The organism is Trichocoleus sp. FACHB-46 (assembly GCF_014695385.1).
Classification (GTDB): Bacteria; Cyanobacteriota; Cyanobacteriia; order FACHB-46; family FACHB-46; genus Trichocoleus.
Window position 1 is genome coordinate 318,589 of sequence record NZ_JACJOD010000013.1, and the last position, 16,592, is coordinate 335,180.

At 49.9% G+C, this 16,592-nt stretch carries 13 protein-coding genes and 4 tRNA genes; 11 read left to right on the forward strand and 6 right to left on the reverse strand.

Annotated elements, in window-relative coordinates:
- The first annotated feature begins 4 nt into the window (after nt 1-4).
- On the forward strand, nt 5-1,378 hold the full coding sequence (gene thiC, locus H6F72_RS09120; RefSeq protein WP_190433867.1) for a phosphomethylpyrimidine synthase: 1,374 nt from the start codon (nt 5-7) through the stop codon (nt 1,376-1,378).
- 110 nt (nt 1,379-1,488) lie between these two features.
- Here thiC and pyrE read toward each other — a convergent pair whose 3' ends face one another.
- Nucleotides 1,489-2,109 (reverse strand): orotate phosphoribosyltransferase, encoded by a 621-nt coding sequence (pyrE, locus tag H6F72_RS09125; RefSeq protein WP_190433868.1) that lies wholly within the window; start codon nt 2,107-2,109, stop codon nt 1,489-1,491.
- Between the two features lie 118 nt (nt 2,110-2,227).
- Here pyrE and H6F72_RS09130 point away from each other — a divergent pair, with 118 nt between their 5' ends.
- Entirely contained in the window at nt 2,228-2,692 is a 465-nt protein-coding gene (locus tag H6F72_RS09130; protein WP_190433869.1) for a hypothetical protein, read from the forward strand.
- A gap of 141 nt (nt 2,693-2,833) precedes the next feature.
- Here the strand turns inward: H6F72_RS09130 and H6F72_RS09135 are convergent.
- Nucleotides 2,834-2,906 (reverse strand) — tRNA-Ile (locus tag H6F72_RS09135).
- Nucleotides 2,907-3,075: 169 nt separating this feature from the next.
- On the opposite strand from H6F72_RS09135, the gene H6F72_RS09140 reads away from it, so the two are divergent.
- Both H6F72_RS09140 and H6F72_RS09145 read left to right on the forward strand, forming a co-directional pair.
- Nucleotides 3,076-3,768, forward strand: a complete 693-nt coding sequence (locus tag H6F72_RS09140; RefSeq protein ID WP_190433871.1) for a hypothetical protein — start codon at nt 3,076-3,078, stop codon at nt 3,766-3,768.
- Between the two features lie 39 nt (nt 3,769-3,807).
- Nucleotides 3,808-5,331 carry a hemolysin family protein gene (locus tag H6F72_RS09145; protein WP_190433873.1) on the forward strand — a complete coding sequence of 508 codons (1,524 nt, stop codon included), beginning with the start codon at nt 3,808-3,810 and terminating at the stop codon, nt 5,329-5,331.
- Here H6F72_RS09145 and queC read toward each other — a convergent pair.
- Nucleotides 5,319-6,044 (reverse strand): 7-cyano-7-deazaguanine synthase QueC, encoded by a 726-nt coding sequence (gene queC, locus H6F72_RS09150; RefSeq protein WP_370527466.1) that lies wholly within the window; start codon nt 6,042-6,044, stop codon nt 5,319-5,321. The two genes, H6F72_RS09145 and queC, sit on opposite strands and share 13 nt — an antisense overlap.
- 91 nt (nt 6,045-6,135) lie before the next feature.
- Nucleotides 6,136-7,545 (reverse strand): hypothetical protein, encoded by a 1,410-nt coding sequence (locus tag H6F72_RS09155; RefSeq protein WP_190433875.1) that lies wholly within the window; start codon nt 7,543-7,545, stop codon nt 6,136-6,138.
- Between the two features lie 220 nt (nt 7,546-7,765).
- Between H6F72_RS09155 and H6F72_RS09160 the strand changes: the two genes are divergently transcribed.
- Nucleotides 7,766-8,833: a Gfo/Idh/MocA family protein gene (locus tag H6F72_RS09160; RefSeq protein WP_190433877.1), complete on the forward strand. Its 1,068-nt coding sequence runs from the start codon at nt 7,766-7,768 to the stop codon at nt 8,831-8,833.
- 62 nt (nt 8,834-8,895) lie between these two features.
- On the opposite strand, the gene H6F72_RS09165 is transcribed toward H6F72_RS09160, so the two are convergent.
- The gene (locus H6F72_RS09165; RefSeq protein ID WP_370527467.1) at nt 8,896-9,921 is read right to left on the reverse strand and encodes an SGNH/GDSL hydrolase family protein; all 1,026 of its coding nucleotides are present in this window, start codon (nt 9,919-9,921) and stop codon (nt 8,896-8,898) included.
- 315 nt (nt 9,922-10,236) lie between these two features.
- On the opposite strand from H6F72_RS09165, the gene H6F72_RS09170 reads away from it, so the two are divergent.
- From H6F72_RS09170 to H6F72_RS09185, 4 genes are all read left to right on the forward strand, one after another.
- Nucleotides 10,237-12,051, forward strand: coding sequence for an ABC transporter ATP-binding protein (locus H6F72_RS09170; RefSeq protein ID WP_190433881.1), 1,815 nt, complete (start codon nt 10,237-10,239; stop codon nt 12,049-12,051).
- A 167-nt stretch (nt 12,052-12,218) separates the two neighbouring features.
- Nucleotides 12,219-13,340 carry a hemolysin family protein gene (locus H6F72_RS09175; protein WP_348252025.1) on the forward strand — a complete coding sequence of 374 codons (1,122 nt, stop codon included), beginning with the start codon at nt 12,219-12,221 and terminating at the stop codon, nt 13,338-13,340.
- A gap of 135 nt (nt 13,341-13,475) precedes the next feature.
- Nucleotides 13,476-13,557, forward strand: a tRNA-Tyr gene (locus tag H6F72_RS09180).
- Between the two features lie 47 nt (nt 13,558-13,604).
- Nucleotides 13,605-13,676, forward strand: a tRNA-Thr gene (locus H6F72_RS09185).
- A 272-nt stretch (nt 13,677-13,948) separates the two neighbouring features.
- On the opposite strand, the gene H6F72_RS09190 is transcribed toward H6F72_RS09185, so the two are convergent.
- Nucleotides 13,949-14,021: transfer RNA gene (locus H6F72_RS09190), tRNA-Arg, on the reverse strand.
- Between the two features lie 491 nt (nt 14,022-14,512).
- Between H6F72_RS09190 and H6F72_RS09195 the strand changes: the two genes are divergently transcribed.
- A complete protein-coding gene (locus H6F72_RS09195) occupies nt 14,513-15,178 on the forward strand; it encodes an Npun_F0813 family protein (protein WP_190433882.1) in 666 nt (221 codons plus the stop codon).
- A gap of 118 nt (nt 15,179-15,296) precedes the next feature.
- A complete protein-coding gene (locus H6F72_RS09200) occupies nt 15,297-16,343 on the forward strand; it encodes a hypothetical protein (protein WP_190433884.1) in 1,047 nt (348 codons plus the stop codon).
- The last annotated feature ends 249 nt before the right edge of the window (nt 16,344-16,592 follow it).

Consider the following 16,592-nt stretch of genomic DNA (forward strand, 5'->3'; position numbering starts at 1 on the left):
TAATATGCGGACAGAATGGGTCGCGAAGCGTCGCGGGCAGAGCAATGTGTCTCAAATGCACTTTGCCCGTCAGGGAATGATCACGGAAGAAATGAACTACGTCGCCCAGCGCGAAAATCTTCCAGCAGACCTAATTCGGGATGAAGTGGCACGGGGTCGGATGATTATTCCGGCGAACATCAACCACACCAACCTCGAACCAATGGCGATCGGCATTGCTTCCAAGTGCAAAGTCAACGCCAATATTGGTGCATCGCCCAACTCTTCCAACATGGACGAAGAAGTTGCCAAGCTGCACCTTGCAGTGAAGTATGGCGCTGATACCGTCATGGACTTGTCCACCGGGGGCGGCAACTTAGATCAGATTCGCACCGCCATTATCAATGCTTCGCCCGTACCCATTGGTACCGTTCCCATCTACCAAGCATTGGAATCGGTCCACGGCAATATTGAGCAGCTCACCCCCGATGATTTCCTGCACATCATCGAGAAGCACGCCCAGCAGGGTGTGGACTACATGACGATTCACGCCGGAATTCTGATTGAGCACTTGCCCTTGGTGAGAAATCGGATTACGGGAATTGTGTCGCGCGGTGGCGGTATCTTGGCTCGGTGGATGTTGGCGCACCACAAGCAGAATCCGCTCTACACTCACTTCGACGACATCATTGAGATCTTCAAGCGATACGATGTCTCCTTTAGCTTGGGTGACTCACTACGTCCCGGTTGCGCCCACGATGCCTCCGATGAAGCCCAACTTGCTGAACTCAAAACCCTAGGCCAACTGACCCGGAAAGCTTGGGAGCATGATGTTCAGGTGATGGTAGAAGGCCCGGGCCATGTACCAATGGATCAAATCGAGTTCAACGTCCGCAAACAAATGGAAGAGTGCTCAGAAGCGCCCTTCTATGTACTTGGCCCTCTCGTTACCGATATTGCCCCTGGTTACGACCACATCACCTCCGCGATCGGAGCCGCAATGGCGGGTTGGTACGGCACAGCCATGCTCTGCTACGTCACCCCCAAAGAGCACTTAGGCTTGCCCAACGCTGAAGATGTGCGGAATGGCTTGATTGCTTACAAAATTGCAGCGCACGCAGCGGATATTGCTCGTCACCGTCCAGGTGCTCGCGATCGCGATGACGAACTTTCCAAAGCTCGCTACAACTTCGACTGGAACCGCCAGTTCGAGTTGTCGCTTGACCCAGAGCGAGCCAAAGAGTACCACGACGAAACTCTCCCCGCTGACATTTACAAAACTGCTGAGTTCTGCTCCATGTGTGGGCCTAAGTTCTGCCCCATGCAGACCAAGGTCGATGCGGACGCGCTCACCGAGCTAGAGAAGTTCCTCGCCAAAGAACCCGTGACCCAAGGCTAATTAGCCTGTTCAATACATTACGTCTCACGTAGGGGCAGGTCTCGTGCCTGCCCTTTTTCTTTGCAGCAATATTGATGTGAAGAGGATACCTACAAGGAGCACCCTTACGGTTATGCCTGCAATTGTTTCCAGTGGGCTTGGAGGTCTTGGATTGTAAATACCGCTTGGAACTTTAAGCCTTCGCGCTCGTATAGCTCCCCTCCCCCCTGCTGGCGATCGACCAGAGAGATTACTTCTTCAACGACATAGCCCGCATCACGTAGCCGCTCCACAGCTTTCATGGCCGAGCCACCCGTCGTCACTACATCTTCTAAAACTACGACAGAACTATTAGCAGGTAGGGTTAAGCCTTCAATATAAGCTTGAGTACCATGCCCTTTGGCCTCCTTACGAATAATCAGCGGCGCGATCGCCCGTCCCTCGTAGGCTGCGACCACGCTCACTGCGGTCACAATTGGGTCTGCGCCTAGCGTTAGTCCCGCGACAGCTTGGGTATCCTCTGGGAGCAATGAAAGTAAAATTCGACCCACGCCAACCGCTCCATAGGGGTGAAGCGTCACCTGCTTGCCATTGATGTAATAAGAACTCTGCTGCCCTGAAGAAAGGGTGAAATTGCCTTCTTTGTAAGCAACTTCACATAGGAGGTCTAACAACTGCTGACGCACCTGGGGTAAATCAGCAGTGACTAGTGAAGAAAACTCGCGAGTTTGCACTAAAATTCCGTCAGTCATGGTATGAGCAGGTAGAGTTGAAGAACCGTAAGATGCAGCAGATCACCAAGGTCTGTAGCTAATGATCTTAAACTCAAGGGTGAGTTAGTATTTAACCGAAAAATTGAGGAGTAGTGCTATGGGTATGAGGTTTAAAGGTCTAGTTAGTCTATTAGTGCTTGCTACAGCGTCCACAGTCTTTACCTCTGCCGCAGTGGCACAAGAGCAGGTAACAGTTAGCGATCGCATCAGTACAGAAACTCTCAACGATGCTTTTACTCGTGTGCTTTATACGAACTCAGGCGATTTCTTTCGAGAGCAAGGGTTGCTCAACCAGGCCAACATCATTTTGGGTCAAGGGTCGATTATTCGCAATTCCTTTCCTGAAAACCGAATCATACGAGACGCTAAACTAATCAACATTCTCTATCATGATGCTTTAAAGCAGCAGGTATCTTCTGATCCAGTGATTCGGACTATAGATTTACCAACTCCTTACGATACATCGGTACTGGTCAACCCGACTATCTACGTCAACCGCCTGACTTCCGATGCTCTTCCTCAGGGTGGCGAGTTACAGTTTGAAACACTACCTCCTCGCTAAGTTATAGGGTTTGGCAAGGGAGATTCGGCAATAACACAGACGATGCTGCTGAATCTCCCTCTAAACGGCTGCAACCTCAACCCATTAGAAATTCATACCTAAGTAGTTGTAATGGGTTTAGAAATAGGATTTATTTGTTAATCCAGGGTGCAGGGGTCGAACCTGCCTATCGCGAATTATGAGTTCGCTGCCTCAACCGCTCGGCCAACCCTGGTTAAGCTTTTTGATTGTATCCTGATACCTAACCTTCTGTACCGAAGCCTTTGGTATCTTCTATCCATATTATGAAATAATCTTTCTCTCAATTCGCATCTTGTTTTACTTCTTCTAACGTATTTTTTCAGTGGCATCAATCTTGTAATCACGTACCCCCATCATTAGCAATGAAATTAAATGCAAATGTGGCACTTACCCTAGTTCTGCTGACTTTGATGTTTGGAGCAGGCTTAGTTAGTGCCGCTTGGGGATTTGCGCTTGGTCGTCAAGCCCTCAGGGGAATTACTCAACCCGATGTCCGACCAACAAGCAAGTTGGTAGGTCGAGATAAAAATAAGCCACTGCGCCGAGAAGAGGTGATGATTCTCAAGGAAGAGGACATCTTAAAACGGGTTAAAGGCCGCATTGAGGGCAAGGATAAGGCGGAGGATGCCCCTGCTAAAAAAGACCGCAATAAAGCGTTAAGTGATGGGGCTAGCTCTGACTCAGGCTCTAAGACTGCGATCGCCCAGCCTGGATTCCCGGTTGTGGGTCGAGATCAAGATGTCAGCTTAGAAGTCGATACCGTACAGAAACAAGGTGGTTCTTTGCTGCTCAACGTCAAGATGCGGAACGAGGGCAAGCAAAACGTGCGGTTTCTCTACAGCTTTTTGAATATAACGGATCAGCGGGGACGAGCTTTGAGTGCTACCGCTGAAGGGTTGCCAGAAGAGTTACCACCCGCTAGTGGTCCATTTTCTGGTACTGTAAGTGTCCCCATGTCTTTGTTGGACGGAGCTGACAAGCTCTCGATGACTTTAACTGACTACCCAGAGCAAAAACTACAGCTGAAGCTATCTAGTATTCCAATTACCAGGTAAGTTTTGGAGTCGCTATAGCCCGTTGGTCCGGTTTTACAGATGATTGCCCCTATTGTCTTTGCGCTGGCGACGAGTAATTCCCTACCTGTCACAGGGCGAGAGGCCCTGCTGCGCTTGTTGGCAGTTTTGTTGCTAATTGCGATTAATGGCTTTTTTGTTACGGCTGAGTTTTCGATTGTCTCTGTCCGGCGATCGCGCATCAATCAACTGGTCGGTGCAGGGGATGTGCAGGCTAAGACGGTCCAGGACCTGCAAAGAAGTATTGATCGCCTACTCTCCACTACCCAACTCGGCATTACGTTGTCTAGCTTGGCCTTAGGTTGGATTGGTGAGAGCACAATGGCCGTTTTAATGGCAGATTGGTTAGCTCAATTACCTGCCCCTGCGGCTCTGCGCCAAACGCTAGCTCATTCTTTTGCGGTGCCAGTGGCTTTTCTACTGATTGCTTATTTGCAAATCGTATTGGGAGAGTTGTGTCCGAAGTCGGTAGCGTTGCTTTATTCGGAGCAACTTGCTCGATTTCTAGGTCCACCAAGCTTGGCGATTGCGCGTTTCTTTAATCCCTTTATCTGGGTTCTCAATCAATCGACTCGTTGGCTACTGAAACTTGTAGGGATTCAATACACTGGACAAGGTTGGTATAACCAAGTCACCCCAGAGGAGTTGCAACTGATCATTGCTACTTCGTCAGAGTCCACGGGGCTAGAGGCTGAGGAACGGGAACTGCTCAACAATGTGTTTGAGTTTGGTGAAGTCTTGGCAGAAGGAGCAATGGTGCCTCGAACCAGCATTGCCGCTATTTCCTGCGATGCCACCTTTCAAGCAGTCCTAGAAGAAGTCGCTGCATCGAGGCATTCTTATTATCCGGTCATGGGAGAGTCCTTGGATGACATTCGCGGCATTCTTTCCTTCAAGGAATTAGCCGAACCGATGGCTCAGGGATTGCTTACACCTGAAACTAAGATTGAGCCTTGGATCCATCCAGCGCGATTTGTCCCTGAGTACATGCTGTTGAGCGAGCTGTTGACCATGATGCAGCGATCGCGGCAAATGATGGTGATGGTGGTGGATGAGTTTGGTGGTACCTCTGGTCTGGTCACCTTAACCGATTTAGTAGCTGAGATTATTGGTGAGACGCCTGAATCTGAGAGTAGTGAAGACTTAACGGTGCAAATCTTAGAAGACCAGACGTTTTTAGTCCAGGCTCAGATGGATCTCGAAGAAGTAAATGAACTTCTGAATCTGAGCTTGCCGCTCACAGATGATTACCAAACCTTGGGCGGCTTTTTAATTGATCAAATGCAGAAAATTCCTACGGAAGGTGAGGTGCTGCTGTACAAGGGCTTGGAGTTGTCTGTGGTCTCTGCTGAAGGCCCTCGCCTGGACCAAATTCGGATTCGGCGGTTAGAAGAACCGGAAACGGAGCAATTCTTGGAGGAGCTGAATGAAGCGATCGCGGCTTCAGAGACGGCAGCAGACGAAACACCCCGTTCCAGTCGTCAGGTAGATAGACCAAACTCAGATGCTTCCGGTCAAGAGTTTGGTTTCGATCAAGACAATTGAGCTTTGTAGGGAAGTGGATCAACTTGTCCCAGTTCGGAAAAAGCCGCTAAACGCAGGCGACAAGAATCGCAGATGCCACAAGCTACTGCTTCACCCGTGTAGCAGGACCAAGTCTTTTCCCAAGGCACTCCCAAGCGATCGCCTAACTGGATAATTTCAGTCTTTTTTAGCTCAATCAGAGGTGAGACAATTTGAATCGGTTGTCCTTCGCGCCCCTGCTTCGTGCCTAAACGAAAAACTTCTTGCATGGCTTGAATATAGTCGGGGCGGCAATCTGGATAGCCAGAATAATCCAGGCTGTTCACCCCGATGTAAACTCGTTCTGCCTCTATAGCTTCGGCGTAAGCCAGGGCAAAGCTCAAGAAAATGGTGTTGCGGGCAGGCACATAGGTAACAGGAATGTAAGAGGCCATCTCTACTAAGGAGCGATCGCTCGGTACCGCAATGCTGTCATCCGTGAGAGCAGAGCCGCCCCAAAGACGCAGATCAAAACTCACTACCTGATGCTGGGTTGCGCCTGCAACCTGGGCGATCGCAGCAGCCGATTCCAGCTCGCGACGATGTCGTTGTTGGTAATCAAAGGAGATGGCATAACAATCGCAGCCATCAACTTTGGCTTGATACAGCACGGTAGAGGAGTCTAACCCTCCCGACAACAAAATTACAGCTTTCACAGTCAATCTCTGCACCTCGCGTTCAACCATCTCAACCATGATTCAGCATCAGTAGCTCTGGCGGAAGTAATTTTTGAGGGTTATGACAAGTTACAGCAATCTCTAGATTCAGATTGCTAGATGAAGGAAATCATCTCCTCGTCTTGGGGCTGGTACTTTCGTTGACCACTGCGGCGATCGCTGCGGTTGAGGAGATTTGCGTGGTATCAGGAACCTCAACCACGATCATATAACCGGAGAAGTTTTTGCCGCCTGTTGCAGTCAGGGCATCCAAAATCTTGGGCATATCAGCTTGCTGCAAACGACCAGACTCGTCATAGGTCTCTAAAGCAGATAGGCAACCAATCGTTGGGTTCCAATCAGCACTCGCAGGATAGCGTTCCTTGCCGCTGAAGAAATTAGTCGCTTCCCCACTGCCATGAATGCGGAACAGCGATCGCCCTGCTTTCCCAGCCCAGTAAGTTTGCTGAATGGGAAAATAGTTGCGCCAAGCAGGTGGCAGTAAAGCTTGATAAGCAGCTAACGTACCCGCGAATCGTCCTTTCTGACCAGGAAGAAAGGATCGCACACCTGACTCGAAGGGCACGAACAGTTTTACTAAAGCAAACTGACCATAAGCGCCGAAAAAATCAAAATCTGGTTGCGGCACCACGCCTTCAATCCGGTAAATCCCTTGCGGTGTTTCCCCCCGTTCAAAGTTCCAAGCTAAATCGTGGAGCGATCGCGACAACAGAGGTACCGACCAAAGCTGACCAGACTGTTGCACAAATTGCCCCGATTGATCTTTCAAAACGGCCCGACAGAGTAAGCCGCGATCGCGAGGACAGAGCACATACAGATGAGGTTGTTGGGGCGCGATCGTCCACTGCAATAAATCTCGTAACGGCGGCATAGCAGGAGGATTAACGCGCTCCGCCACGTCTTGTAAAGTTGTTTGTAGCCACACATCCTGCGACCACCGAGGAAAACGTTGCCGCACGCGATCGCTGAGTGATTGCAACTCTTCTGGAGCTGAGTCTCCCTGAGCCAGAGCAGATAGCGCCATTGCTACCCACTGCGAGTCAGGACTGCGCTCAATCGTTTGGCGAAATGCCGCCTCTAAACTACCGTACCGAGCTGGGAAATGCAGATACATCTGCGTTCCTACCTGCATAGCCATATCTACGGTACGCATTTGGGGCTGCGAGAGCTTGGGGCGACGGGTTAGGGACAAAATTCCCTCCAACGCTTGGGCTACCTGGGCTGGTTGCGGTTCTCTCAGCGCCGTAGCCCAAAGCACTGTGCGCCAATGCCGCTCATTCGCATCGGTGACGGGGTAGCGGTTGAGGTCGTAGTTTTCTGGCTGGACTAAGCGGACCTGTTTTTGCCGTTGCTCTACCCTGGCACTGGCAGTGGCTTGCGGAACTGGGTTGGCAGTAGCGCTATGAGTAGTAGCGATCGCGCTTACTCCAGGCAGCAAGCTCAAAAACATAGCCCAGGCTACCAGGAGCGATCGTTGCTTCACTGGATACAGCCACTTTGACCGAAGAAAAGCGTGCATTCGTGCCTTTAGAGATAGCCAGGGATTGCCAAATTCTACTATGCACGATAGAAAAGCACGATTTGAGCAAAACTTTGCCTGAGTTTCAGGAACCTAGATTAAACTTTGGAATTCTTCATAAAGAGAGCCGCTGTGCTACTATCTGGATGGTTTGAGGCGGCTCAGTGTAGCCAATCTGCTTGATCCCTGTGGTGGTGGAGGTATAGGAGTGCAGAACAACATGTCATCGACGCATTCGAATGTCGGTTCGCAACGCAACCAGCCAGAACCCATTCGTGTGGGGGTGATTGGGGTTGGCAACATGGGACAGCATCATACTCGCGTCTTGAGTTTGCTAAAAGATGTAGAACTGATCGGTGTGTCTGATGTCAACGTGGAGCGAGGCTTAGACACAGCCAGTAAATACCGAGTAAGGTTTTTCGAGGACTACCACGACTTGCTCCAGCATGTAGATGCGGTTTGTGTGGCTGTGCCCACCCGACTCCACCATGCCGTGGGTATGGCCTGTTTACAGGCAGGCGTGCATGTGCTGATCGAAAAGCCGATCGCTGCCAGTATTGCAGAAGCTGAGTCTTTAGTGAATGCGGCAGCAGACTCTCATTGCATCTTGCAAGTGGGGCATATTGAGCGGTTCAACCCAGCCTTCCAAGAACTCAGCAAGGTGCTCAAAACCGAGGAGCTGCTGGCCCTAGAAGCACACCGCATGAGTCCTTACTCAAACCGCGCCAATGATGTGTCGGTCGTGCTGGACTTGATGATCCATGACATCGACTTGCTGCTTGAGTTGGCAGGTTCTCCAGTGACTAAGCTGACGGCGAGTGGCAGTCGCGCCTCTGACTCTGGCTACCTCGATTACGTCACAGCTACACTAGGTTTTGCTAACGGCATCGTCGCAACTTTAACCTCTAGCAAAGTCACCCACCGCAAAATCCGGCGAATTGCTGCCCATTGCAAAAACTCGCTCACCGAAGCAGATTTCCTCAGTAACGATATTTCCATTCACCGCCAGACCACCGCTGACTACATGACCGATTACGGTCAGGTGCTGTACCGCCAAGATGGTTTAATCGAGAAGGTATACACCAGCAATATCGAGCCGCTACATGCTGAGTTGGAGCACTTTGTCGCTTGTGTCCGGGGCGGCAACCAACCTTCTGTCGGAGGCGAACAAGCCCTAAAAGCCTTGCGTTTAGCAAGCTTGATTGAGCAAATGGCTTTAGATGGTCAAGTTTGGCAAACCCAGGAGTTAGAACTGGAGCTTTCCCCCTCCTCGGCTGTGCCTGTTTAGTTGCAACTCCTGTAGAGGGGGCACGGAGTACGGGGAGTAGAACTAGAGACGATCGCGAGTTTTTACGATTCTGGGTCGCTGGAAGTTTGGGAAGTTGAGCGGTCCAGAATTGTTTGTTGGAGCGATCGCTGCATCGTTGCACTCACTAGTTGATTTCCGGCTGGGCTGAGGTGAATGTGGTCTCGATAAAGCGTTTCTGGCTGGGTTACAGCATTAAAACTGGGCAAGAAGTCAACGTAGATAATCTGTTCACGCTCAGTGAAGTCTAAGAAGCGCTGCCGAGCCTTTTGTTCGTAATCACGGGGACCACCTTTGGCGGTGGTTTCTCTCAATAAAGGTGTCATAGCCAGCAATAATTGCCCACCCTGGCTTTGAACCAAGTTGTGAATCTGTTGAATCGCCGTTAAGTTAAACCCCACGCGATCGCCAGATTCTGCTTGGACGGCTTTGAACTTCGCTTTGAAATCTGGATTGGGCGCAGGTGGAAAGAGGTAGCGCCCCAAAACTTCTGCCAAGGCTAAAGGCGGTTTGCGGTCTGGGTAATTAATATCATTGCCCACTTGCAGTGAACTAGGAGCTGTAGCAAACAGATCATCCGTGTTCAGCAACAACACAACGACTTGAGCCTCAAAGCTACCAAAGCGTTTGAGGTAAGCCAATTCATTGCGCGGTCCCCAAGAGTTAGCCGAAGCATTCAATACTTCTACCTGCTGCCAACGGGTGCCCTGTAAGCCTGGCTGTAGTCGCTGCTGCAAAATTTCGGAAATGATTTTGGTTTGGTCAGTCCACCAACCACCATTCGCCACGGAATCACCTAAGAGCAAGATTCGCAGCGTGGAGGGTGCAGCACTTGGCGCGATCGCGGGACTCCGCATGGAATATTGGTTAATGGCGATGCGATTGCCAAAGCGACGAGTTTGTTGGTTCGGCGCTAGCAGATAACCAATGTCTGGGTCGGCGAGATAAATCAAGGGCTTACCAAAGCCAAAGAGTAAGCGCAAGCCAAGTTCCAATAGAATGATCAGCCCCACGAGCCCTGCCAAAAGCAGTCCTGCAATGTTCACGGTGGAAAGTTCTATTTGCAACACGAATGATCTTAAGTGAGCCAAGTTTAAACAGACCCAGCATAGACCAGAAAATTCTGAGATGCCTGAATCTCTACTTGAATGACCACGAGTTGCGATCGCCTCCAGGGATTACAACATACTACATATCATGCTACAATCCGTAGGCTCAAGTGAATCATCTCATCGTCGCGCTGCTTACTTGCTCTCACAGTTTTTTAGCCTTTGGACTAAGTAGCTGAGTCAATCATTGCTCGGCTTATTCGTACGACTTTTTCAGAGCTTGTTCATAAAATTAAGGCTCTGAAAAATCATTTTGCAGTTTCTCTAGGAAAAGTCATGGCCACCTTCCGGGATGTCCTCGGCTATTACCGTCGCTATTGGCCTACAGCCGCCTTTAGTATCACTGCCTCCAGTGCCTTCGAAATTATTGATCTTGGAGTGCCCTACGCGATCGGCCAAATTTTGAATGTGCTCTCGCAGGAACCGCTAGATCCCTTTATGCAAGATCTAGTGGCGCTTGTCGCCAGCTTAGTGCGCCTACCTAACCAGCGCTTCCTAGAGTTAGCAGTGCTGTTGGGTGTCATCTTCATCATTACAGTGGTACGAGCACCCATCCAGCCTTGGATTGGTAGTTGGTTCCATTGGGATATTGCACTCCGTAGCCGCCGCGATCACTCTAGGGGGGTACTGGAAAAAATTCTGACGCTGCCGTTAGAGTTTTATGACGAAAACAACCCAGGCCGCATTGCGGGTCGGGTGGCAAGAGGCTTAGCAAACCATACCTGGAGCTACCCAGAAATCGCTGGGCAACTAATTCCTAAGTTGTTTCGGGTGCTGGGCATCTTTGTGGTCATTTGGCTGATTGAGTGGCGCATTGCGATCGCCTTCTTGGTCTCGTTTATTTTCATTCTGAGCTTCACGTTTGCTCATCTGGGACGGCTGATTCAGCGAGAAGAAATTCTCGATCGCTACCAGGAGAACACAGAAAGCCGAACTTCAGAAGTAATTACCAACATCAAAACGGTAAAGGCATTTGCCACAGAAGCAACCGAGCTAAAGCGACAGTCGCAACGCTTAGACCGAGAGCTAAAAGTGGTGGAGTACCGCATTCACGAGGGTTATACCCGTTTGGGAACTTGGCAGCGCCTAGTAGTGCAAAGCTGCGTGTTCTTTATTCTGGCTTTTACGCTAGTGGCAACGGTGGGCGGCAAAATTTCTCTAGGGCACTTTGTCACTCTGCTGACCGTTTCTAGCATGGCTTACTCAGAGCTAGAACCGATTAGTAACTTGGCCGAGACCTTTGCGCGACGCTATGCCTCCATGCTGCGATTCCATGAGTTTATGCAGTTACCCCTTGGGTCTGATGCAGGCAGTTTGCAGCCCCTGTCCGAGCAAGATGCGGCTTACTCATTTACAGGCAAAGTGGAGTTTTCCCATCTCACCTTTGGCTATCATCGCGATCGCCCTGTGCTGCAAGACATTAACTTGTTGATCGAGCCTTACCAAACCGTGGCGCTAGTCGGTCGCTCTGGTTCTGGCAAATCCACTTTGGTCAAGCTGCTCTTTCGTTACTTTGAGCCAAGCCAAGGCTCTGTGTTGATGGATGGGGAGAACATCAGCACGTTGGATGTGACTCAGTACCGAAAACGGTTGGCGATCGTGCATCAAGAAGTAGATGTTTTTAATGGCACCTTGCTCGACAATCTGCTTTACGGCAATCACCAAGCCAGTTTTGAACAAGTACAAGAAGCTTGTCGCATCGCTCAGTGCGAAGAATTTATCCAGCAATTACCGCAGCGTTACAAAACAATCGTGGGAGAGCGAGGTATGCGGCTCTCTGGCGGTCAGCGACAGCGCTTAGGCATTGCCCGTGCCCTCTTGGCTGAACCAGATGTCTTGGTCTTTGACGAAGCTACCTCTAGCCTTGACTACGAATCGGAGCGAGCCATTCAACTGGCTATGCGATCGATTTTCGGCACCCGCACCACCATCATCATTGCCCACCGTCTGAGCACAGTGCGAGAGGCAGACAAAATTGTAGTCCTCGATCAAGGCCGCATTGTGGAAATGGGCAACCATGATGAGCTTCTGCGCCAAGCAGGAATTTATCGCCGTTTGCACTCCTTGCAAGAAACTGGGGAGCTAATTTAGCCAAGGGTCAGTTAAGCAGAAGCTAGACAAGAAACGCTAGAAGCGATCGCCCAGGCTCATCGCGCAATTTTAATAAAAGGGAGAGAAAGGAGGAGGTTATCATCAACTAAATAGCCTCCTCCTTTGCTTGAAAAATCTTTGATTCATACTTCGCCTTAGGGCAACTTGTGATTGTTTTGTTTGCTCCAACTCATCCCTTGGCGATCGCCGAACCTGGTCCCCTCTTAGGGAATGTGCAGTTCGACCTGGTCATTTTGGTAGTCATGCTGCTGTTATCAGCCTGCTTTTCTGGCTCTGAAACAGCGATTACTGCCCTTGATAACTTGAAGTTACGAGCTTTAATCAAAGAGCAAGGCGACCCCGATCGCCTTTTTCGCTTAGTTCTGGAGAAGCGAGCTCGCTTTATTACCACCCTGTTGGTGGGCAATAACTTAGTTAACAACTTCTCTGCAATTCTCACCAGCAATCTATTTGCCATTTGGCTAGGGAATGCTGGGATTGGGGTCGCTACCGCTGTTGTCACTTTCCTGGTACTAATTTTTGGCGAGATTACGCCAAAATCCATCGCTATTAATAATGTGATGCCAGTATTCATCTTGGCCGTTCGGCCTATTTACTGGCTCTCAGTGATTTTGCTGCCCATCATTTATTTTTTTGAGGCGATCGCTCAAAGCGTGGTGCGCTTGTTTCAGGGAAGTTCCGCCCAGCAAGGCGAGTCACTTCAAGATTTGCAACTGATGATCGAGATCTTGGGCGGCAAAGGTCAACTCGATCTCCACAAACATCAACTCCTCAATAAAGCTTTAATGCTCGATCGCGTCACGGCACGAGACGTGGTTAAGCCACGAGTAGACATGCAAACGATTTCTCAAGCAGCCACGCTACAAGACTTGGTCAATTTTTGCCTAGAAACGGGCTATTCACGCATCCCAGTCCAAGAAGAATCGAAAGATGAAATTGTTGGCATTGTGCATCTAAAGCGGGCTCTGCAACAGTTAAAACAACTGCGAAAAGCAGGGCAGGATAATGGCCTAGTTACAGAAGCGATGGACCCGCCTGTTTACATTCCTGAGAGCAAGCGAGTCACCGACCTGCTGAAAGAGATGCTGCAACAACAGTTTCACATTGCCATTGTGGTTGACGAGTATGGCGGCACAGTAGGCTTAGTAACCTTGGAAGATATTCTGGAGCAGTTAGTAGGGGAAATTTACGACGAAAGCGACTTTCCCGCCCGCTCTAAGGCAGCTAAAAAGCTAGGTCTCCTTTCCGGCAACCGTTCTAGTTCTTAGAGCAATGCCAGAGAATGAATAACGCCCATCTCGATGAACTCTAGGCATTCCAGTTCGGCTACAGTCTAAGGAATTTTTTTAGGAAGTACTTGATTTCCCAAATCGTTGTGTTAATATAGGTTTCCGTGGGTGAACGGGTCGGTGCCCGAGTGGTTAATGGGGGCGGACTGTAAATCCGCTGGCTACGCCTACGCTGGTTCAAATCCAGCCCGGCCCATCCACGGAACGCACAAACCAAGTTCTTGATCTTGTGCGTTCATTAACGCCCGTGTGGCTCAGTGGTAGAGCACACCCTTGGTAAGGGTGAGGTCACGAGTTCAATCCTCGTCACGGGCTCTTTAGCTAAATATCAAAAAGTTGCGGCAGAGCAAATTTGTTTCTGCCGCAACTTTTTGCTGGCTGATAGTTTTTTGTACGTAACGCAGGCATCTCCCTTTATGGTTTATACCAATTCCTAAAAATCGGGCTACAAATGATTGGCTGTAGGGGCGAACGGCCGTTTGCCCCTACGAATATCTAGCTAGAAAACCGCATCAAAGGCTCAAAGAGCGATCGCCCGCTGTGGCCTTTTGCGCTTTCGTACAAGATGCAAAGAAGTTGATTAAAAGCGCCCCAGGTAGGATTCGAACCTACGACCATCTGCTTAGAAGGCAGATGCTCTATCCACTGAGCTACTGGAGCTAGCAATGATGCAGTTTGGCATTCGCCACAACATCAGACTGCAAGTTTCTGACAGCCCTAAAGTAATAGTATCAGAAGGAGTCACGGTTAGGTCGTAGGACAACTCGTGAACCTTAATTTAGATGCTCAGCTAATCGCTCATGACAAAGCTTGATCTAAATACACTAGCTCACGTAAATTTTATCTGTATTTTAAGGGAAAGCTAGAGTCGAGCAGCTTAACCGCTCGATGGGGTAGCACCTAGAACGGATTGATAGTAAATGTACGCTAAAAACCAGATAATGAAGCGTTGACTGAGGTAGTGTGTTAAGCAACGCGATCGCCACCTATGACCTTGGCCGCTATGACATTGGCATAGTAGGATGTCGTGACTAAGAAATGCATCGCCTGTAAGCCATCATTTCTGCACTAGCATGCTGTATATCAAAAGAGTTGCTCGGTTATTCCCCGCACAGCATCCCCGACCCGGATAGGAGTCAATTGGCAGCGTCATGTTTATTCTAAAAAGGCAGGATGTTGAAATATCAAGCGTTCAGCATCCCAAGCGGGATCAACAGATTCTGATTCTCCATTATCAGGGGCAAACCTTTCGCTTGATTAGTGTCTTTAATGCCAGTCAAGAAGAAGAGGCAAAAGCCTTTTGGCGAGACCTCACTGACAACCGTGGCAAAGCTTGTGTGCTGCTAGAAGAACCAGAGCGATATAGTGTCTGGGGCAAAGTTCGCATAGAACAGTTGGCAAGCGAGGGCGCTATTGCGGGAGATGCGACCGCCTCTTTCTTTACTCAAGCAGGCCTGCTAATTTTGCAAGCTCTCTACATCGACATTGAAGACTTGCTAGGGAGCCGACAAGCAGGCCTATTCCAAAAAGATATTACGGAAGTTTTGCGCCAGTGGCGGTTCCCCCAAGCAGAATCCCCAGAAGCAATCAATTATTTGCTAACTATGGACCCTGTGACTGCCCTGCAACTGCCCCCTTGGCAAGAGCATCATCTCAATACACTGATGCAGGAGCTGCATCGCCTCGGCAAAGCCTATTTTGGTAATGCTACGTTTGCAGAGCGGGCTTTAGAGGCTTTGCAGGATATGTCTGCTGGAGACCGTGGTCAATTTCTGCAATGGCTGGGCCAGTCTCCGGTAGGGAAATTGTGGCAATAGCCTTAAGAATGTTTGATCACAGTCCCATAACCGACAGGGATGTGCGACGCTTGCAGACAATCTCGGTATTGCTGCCCTTTCCATTATTCAATTGCCAGTTACCCGGTTTTGACCTTCCATGAGCAGCCCTTCAAATAAGTCCGTTAGCCCTAAATCCCTCCTGTCAGTCCAAACGATTGTTCTCAGTGCGGTGAGTTGGGCTGTGTTAGCCCTCCTCTTCTTCTTACTGTTCAGCACTTCAGCACCCGGAGAAGAGCGCCCAGCTTGGTATGCCATTGGGACTTATATTTTTGAAGAGGTGGCCTATCTGGGAGCAGCGGTACTGTGCCTGAGAAATTGGCGCAGTCCCCAAATCGTGAGTGGTCGCAATGTCTGGCTAGGGATTGGACTAGGGATGCTGTCTTATTTCCTGGGCAACTTGGTGTTGGGCTATTGGGAACTGGGCCTGAAGCAAGATCCTACGGTGTCGCCCGGTGACTTATTTTTTGTGGCAACTTATCTCTTCCTCGGTTGGGGCATGCTGTTAGCGGTGCTCTCCAGACGCTTGAACTTAGAGAATTGGCAGTGGATAGTCGTTGGCGCGATCGCAGTCATTGGTGGATTGTTGGCTTGGCTGATCGCTGCACCCACCCAAACGGCTCAATCATTCCTGATGCCGCCTGCGATCGCTCAAACCGCTCCAGCCCCAAAAACTGCTGCACCACCCAAAGCGGTGAAAGCACCTGCGCTTAAGCCAGGTCAATCAGCCCCCCCAGCGTCAACTCCTGCTCCAGCCACTTCGTCAACGCCAGCCACGACTGAGCAGAAGGAAGTACCTGCTTGGGTAACGAGCGTAGAGGAGACGTTAGCTCCTTTAGAAACTATCTTGGGCTGGTTCTATGTCGTCAGTGACTTGGCTTTGCTGATCATTGCCACCGTCTTGCTACTGGCGTTTTGGGGTGGGCGTTTTTCGCAATCTTGGCGCATGATTGCAGCCGCAGCCTTCTCGCTTTACATTGCTGATATTTGGCTCGGATATGCTCAAAAACACATCCCCGATTACCAAACAGGTAGCTTGCCGGAAGTATTTTGGGTGTTTAGCGGGGTGCTATTTGGCATTGGGGCAGCGCTAGAACATGACTTATCTACCCGATCGCGGCGAACCGGAGGCCGAAGACGCGCTTAACCACAGCTCCCAATCAATCCGGACGTAGAATGGTGGCGATCGCATCTAGAATTTATCTCCCTCTGTCGTCAAGGTACGACATAGAATAGATGAAGCTAGTTCTGTCATGAACAGCACACTCAGCTTTGCTAGGTTGGCACCGAGAAGGTGCATCTTTTCTGGCTAAGCGAGCGCTCCGTTGAAGAGCAAAATATTCCTTCCTCTCCTAATGTTGATGGCTAAACAATTTAGCCAGTGATTTTTCTTTCT

Excerpts from the sequence above, each read along its gene's own strand:
- thiC (WP_190433867.1), top strand. The coding sequence starts at position 5 with ATGCGGACAGAATGGGTCGCGAAGCGTCGCGGGCAGAGCAATGTGTCT.
- pyrE (WP_190433868.1), bottom strand. The coding sequence starts at position 2,109 with ATGACTGACGGAATTTTAGTGCAAACTCGCGAGTTTTCTTCACTAGTC.
- H6F72_RS09130 (WP_190433869.1), top strand. The coding sequence starts at position 2,228 with ATGGGTATGAGGTTTAAAGGTCTAGTTAGTCTATTAGTGCTTGCTACA.
- H6F72_RS09140 (WP_190433871.1), top strand. The coding sequence starts at position 3,076 with ATGAAATTAAATGCAAATGTGGCACTTACCCTAGTTCTGCTGACTTTG.
- H6F72_RS09145 (WP_190433873.1), top strand. The coding sequence starts at position 3,808 with ATGATTGCCCCTATTGTCTTTGCGCTGGCGACGAGTAATTCCCTACCT.
- queC (WP_370527466.1), bottom strand. The coding sequence starts at position 6,044 with ATGGTTGAGATGGTTGAACGCGAGGTGCAGAGATTGACTGTGAAAGCT.
- H6F72_RS09155 (WP_190433875.1), bottom strand. The coding sequence starts at position 7,545 with ATGCACGCTTTTCTTCGGTCAAAGTGGCTGTATCCAGTGAAGCAACGA.
- H6F72_RS09160 (WP_190433877.1), top strand. The coding sequence starts at position 7,766 with ATGTCATCGACGCATTCGAATGTCGGTTCGCAACGCAACCAGCCAGAA.
- H6F72_RS09170 (WP_190433881.1), top strand. The coding sequence starts at position 10,237 with ATGGCCACCTTCCGGGATGTCCTCGGCTATTACCGTCGCTATTGGCCT.
- H6F72_RS09195 (WP_190433882.1), top strand. The coding sequence starts at position 14,513 with ATGTTTATTCTAAAAAGGCAGGATGTTGAAATATCAAGCGTTCAGCAT.
- H6F72_RS09200 (WP_190433884.1), top strand. The coding sequence starts at position 15,297 with ATGAGCAGCCCTTCAAATAAGTCCGTTAGCCCTAAATCCCTCCTGTCA.